This window comes from Paenibacillus sp. AR247, assembly GCF_002968895.1.
In the GTDB taxonomy this organism is placed as follows: Bacteria; Bacillota; Bacilli; order Paenibacillales; family Paenibacillaceae; genus Paenibacillus_AQ; species Paenibacillus_AQ favisporus.
This window is the reverse complement of record NZ_PCZT01000012.1, coordinates 210,517-215,140: the sequence shown is the minus strand read 5'-3', so window position 1 is coordinate 215,140 and position 4,624 is coordinate 210,517. Positions and strand designations below refer to the sequence as shown.

Here is a 4,624-nt window from a genome sequence, read left to right as displayed (position 1 = left end):
CCAGCACCGCGTCGATGACCTTCTCCGGAATGCTTCCATGTCCGGCACTCATCATAACCACCTTCATCTCTTTTTGCACGTAAAATATAATTCGCTATCGTTATACGTTCTCCTGCAAATCCTGCAAAAGTTTTGTCAGTTTCTGTTGAAAAATTCTTTTGTCCTCCGCCGTGATCGGTTTCGGACCTTTGGAATGCTTGCCGTTCCTTCGCGCTTTGGCCTGATGGTGCCTGCGGTCGAGCATAAACTCGATGTCCTCGTTATGAAACTGCATGCCCCGAAAGGAGAGCACATAGCAATGTTTCGACAAGGCCAAGGCGGCCAGTCCGTAGTCCTGGGTAATCACAACGTCCCCCCGGCGGATATGATTGGCGATGTATAGGTCGGCGCTCTGATCGCTCCGGTCCACCTGAACGGTCCGCACCCCCTCCCCGGCCTGGATCAAGTGATCGAACGAAGAGACCATCAGCACGGGAACGCCCAAAGCCTTAGCCACTGCGGCAATCTCCTGTTTCACCGGACAGGCATCGCCGTCCACAACGATTTGTCTGTCATCCATAGCCGATTCGAGCCCACCTGTCATTCTTGGTATTCCGTACTATTATATACGAGCCTGTCCTATAAAAATCCTTCCGGGACGGACATTACAACTTCTGACAGTGCTGCAGGAAACTTTTGTGTACATAGAATGAACTAAAGAAAAATAAAACAGGAAGCTGAATGAAAAACTTCAGTTCAATCTATATACATGAAAAAGATACGAAAACGGGACCGATTTGTTTCGTCCCGCTTCCGTATTCTTTTACCCGAAACCTTTACAGGTTTACCATACCAGCTTGTTAAAATCGGCAAACTGCTTCAAATCGCGGTCGATCGATGCCAATAGACCCAAACGGTTAGCCCGGACCCGCTCATCCTCGGCCATGACCATGACGGAATCGAAGAACTTCGTAACGGCTTCCTTAATGTCGGCAAGAAGGGCAAGGGCTTTGGCGCCTTCCCGCTCCGACAGCGCTGCATGGTAATCGGCGGTGATGGACTGCCATGCGCGGAACAGATTGGACTCGGCCTCTTCCACGAAGAGCGGCTCCTGAACTTCTGCCTTTCCCGCTTTGGCTGCCAGATTGCTGACGCGGTTGAAGGATTCCACGGTCGTCTTGAAGTCGTCTCCGCTGTTAACCGCCTGCATCAGCGCTTCCCCGCGGGATACAACGGAGATGACATCGTCGAATCCGGCGGAAATGACAGCGTCCACCACGTCGTAGCGGAGCGTCTCGGACAGCAGCTTCTTCACGCGGAGGCCGAAGAATTCGACCAGATCCTTGCGGATGTCATCCGGCTGGCGGTCCAAGTTGCGAAGCTCTGCATGCACGCCTAGCGCGATGTCGAACAGCTGGGACAGCGTGAGCGGCATCTGCTTAGCCAGCAAAATCTGCACGATGCCCTGGGACTGGCGTCTCAGCGCATAAGGGTCCTGGGAGCCGGTCGGGATGATGCCGATCGAGAAGCAGCCGACGATCGTGTCGATTTTGTCTGCAATGCTGACGATGGAACCCACCAGACTGGACGGAACCTCATCCGATGCCGAACGCGGCTGGTAATGCTCGAATACCGCCTTGGCCACGTCTTCCCGTTCGCCGGCTTTGCGGGCATAGTCTTCGCCCATAACGCCTTGCAGTTCAGGGAATTCATACACCATTTGCGTAACGAGGTCGAACTTACAGATGTCCGCAGCGCGGCTTACCGACTCGCTGTCCGTGCCGGAAATTTGCAGCGCTTCTCCGATCTGGTCGGCGATACGACGGATCCGGCGGACCTTATCGCCAACCGTGCCGATTTCCTCGTGGAAGACGATGCTTTCCAGCTTGGAGAGCGCGTCCTTAATCTCCAGCTTCTGGTCTTCCTCATAGAAGAATTTGGCGTCCGACAGGCGGGCGCGAAGCACCTTTTCGTCCCTTTGGCGATCACGTCAAGCGACCGCTTGTCACCGTTGCGCACCGTTACGAAGAACGGAAGCAGCTGTCCCTGGCCATCCAGAACAGGGAAGTACCGCTGATGCTCCCGCATCGACGTGATCAGCACTTCCTGTGGAATGTTCAGGAAGGACGGATCGAATGTTCCGAAGAGCACCGTCGGCGTTTCCACCAGGAACAGCACTTCCTCCAGCAGATCGTCCTTGACCGCAATGGTCCAGTTCTTCTCCGCAGCGAGCGACTCGATCTGCTCCAGAATCATGCCTTCGCGTTCCTTCACGTCTACGATGACGTGCTGGCCGCGCAATACTTCCTGGTAAGCGCCGGCTTCCGGCACGACGGCTTCCGTTCCGAGGAAACGGTGGCCGCGGGTCACGTTGCCCGACTTCACGCCGGTCACTTCCAGATCAATGACGTCCGTGCCGAACAGGGCTGTAATCCAGCGGATCGGACGGATAAATTTATATTCGTAGCTGCCCCAGCGCATATGCTTAGGGAATGTCATCGAAGAGAGGATGCCGAGCAGTGCCTCAGACAGCAGCGCAGAAGTCTCAACACCGTTGCTGCTCTTCGTGACGTAAATGTATTCCACGCCGTTCAGCTCTTTGAACGTAAACTGCTCGGGATCTACGCCTTGTCCGCGGGCGAAGCCAAGCGCGGCTTTGCTCCAGTTGCCGTTCTCGTCGAGGGCGATTTTGCGGGACGGGCCCTTCACTTCCTCCTGCACGTCCTCCTGCTTCTCTGCAACCGATTTAACAAGCACGGCCAAGCGGCGGGGGGTTGCGTAGGAGTGAACTTCGCCATGGGCGATCCGGGACTGCTCCAGCCATTTCACCATGCGTTCTTCCAATTGCTCCATCGCTGCGCGTAAAAAACGTGCCGGCACTTCCTCCAGGCCGATTTCAAACAACAGATCCTTAGACATTCAGATCGCCTCCTTTCTTCAGCAGCGGGAAGCCGAGCTTCTCGCGCTCCTCCATGTAGGTCGCCGCCACCTGGCGGGCCAGATTGCGCACCCGCGTAATATAGCCGGTACGCTCCGTAACGCTGATGGCTCCCCTTGCGTCGAGAAGGTTGAACGTGTGCGAGCATTTCAGGACGTAGTCGTATGCCGGAAATACGAGATTCCGCTCCATCGCCTTGCCTGCTTCCTGCTCGTACATGTTGAACAGCGTAAACAGCATTTTCACGTCGGACACTTCAAAGGTATACGTGGAATGCTCCACTTCCGCTTGATGGAACACATCACCGTAAGAAATGCCGTCAACCCACTCCAGGTCAAATACGTTTTCCTTCTCCTGAATGTAGGAAGCCAGGCGCTCCATGCCGTAGGTAATTTCCACGGCGACCGGGTTCGTTTCAATACCGCCCACCTGCTGGAAGTATGTGAACTGGGTGATTTCCATACCGTCCAGCCATACTTCCCAGCCGAGACCCGCGCATCCAAGCGAAGGGTTCTCCCAGTTGTCCTCGACAAAGCGGATATCGTGGTCGAGCGCATCCACTCCGAGCGCCTTCAGGCTGTCGAGATACAGCTCCTGAATGTTGTCCGGGCTCGGCTTAATGATCACCTGGAACTGGTGATGCTGATAGAGCCGGTTCGGGTTTTCCCCGTAACGGCCGTCCGATGGCCGGCGGGAAGGTTCTACATAGGCTACCTTCCAGGGTTCCGGTCCGAGAGAACGCAAAAACGTCATCGGGTTCATCGTGCCGGCCCCTTTTTCCGTGTCATAGGGATTCACGATAATGCAATTCTGATTGGCCCAGAACTGCTGCAGCGTCAGAATCATCTGCTGAAAGTTCATATACGACTCTCCTTCATTGAAAATTGGGGGGAATGGACGGATACCCGTCAACAATGATCACATTTCTGTACAACAAAAAGCTCCCGCCCTATGCCTGTTGTACAGACATAGGGACGAGAGCTGATCCCGCGGTTCCACCCTACTTGGCTGCCCCTCGCTTTAGCCAGGAACAACCCACTTTTCCGATTTCATTTCACACTCCCGAAGTGCCGGTTCATGGATTCCTTCCGCCAGGCTTGCACCCTCCCCGGCTCGCTAACAGGAATGGAAGACCCACTACTTCTTCGATCATTGCGTGTCAGACAATTTAATTAGAAACTTAATATATACTACAGGAAATGATTCCGATAGTCAAGATCTCTTGCAACAGATCCTACAGCCCGTACTTCTCCATCTGATCGAGGAAACCCCGCGACTTCAAATTCAGCCCCAGCTGCATATCCATAAATGCCCGCATGACAGCCTTCAGCTCCGCCTTGGTCTCTTCCTTCACATCGACGTGGCCAAGCCGCCGCAAATCGAGCTGGGCAAACAGCCGCAGCAGCTTCATCGTTCTGGGCGAAATCCCCATGGCCTGGGAATCCAGGTGCTTGCACGCCCGGCACAGTACGCCTCCGAGCCGCGGACTCACCCAATACCGTTCCTCCTGTGGTGAAATATCCCTTCCACAAGAAATGCAGGATGACAGTTCGGGACCGTATCCTGCAGTCTGCAATATTTTCATCTCATACAAGTTGATAATGACGGCGGGGTCTTTGCCATCTTCCAGCGCGTCTAGACACGCCTTAAGCTGCTGGAACCAGAAGCTCCCCGTCTCCTCGTCCTGAAGCACGCGGTCAAGCAGCT

At 54.7% G+C, this 4,624-nt stretch carries 3 protein-coding genes and 1 pseudogene; all 4 read right to left on the bottom strand.

Annotation, left to right across the window (positions count from 1 at the left end):
* Positions 1-100: 100 nt before the first annotated feature.
* Positions 101-559 (bottom strand): YaiI/YqxD family protein, encoded by a 459-nt coding sequence (locus tag CPT76_RS22325; protein ID WP_105444507.1) that lies wholly within the window; start codon positions 557-559, stop codon positions 101-103.
* Positions 560-823: 264 nt separating this feature from the next.
* Positions 824-2,898, bottom strand: a pseudogene (gene glyS / locus CPT76_RS22320) (glycine--tRNA ligase subunit beta).
* Positions 2,891-3,778: a glycine--tRNA ligase subunit alpha gene (gene glyQ, locus CPT76_RS22315; RefSeq protein WP_076169812.1), complete on the bottom strand. Its 888-nt coding sequence runs from the start codon at positions 3,776-3,778 to the stop codon at positions 2,891-2,893. The pseudogene glyS and the gene glyQ overlap by 8 nt, the downstream one beginning before the upstream one ends.
* Before the next feature lie 373 nt (positions 3,779-4,151).
* Positions 4,152-4,624, bottom strand: a 473-nt coding sequence (gene recO, locus CPT76_RS40305; RefSeq protein ID WP_258168737.1) for a DNA repair protein RecO, incomplete at its 5' end; no start/stop codon positions are given.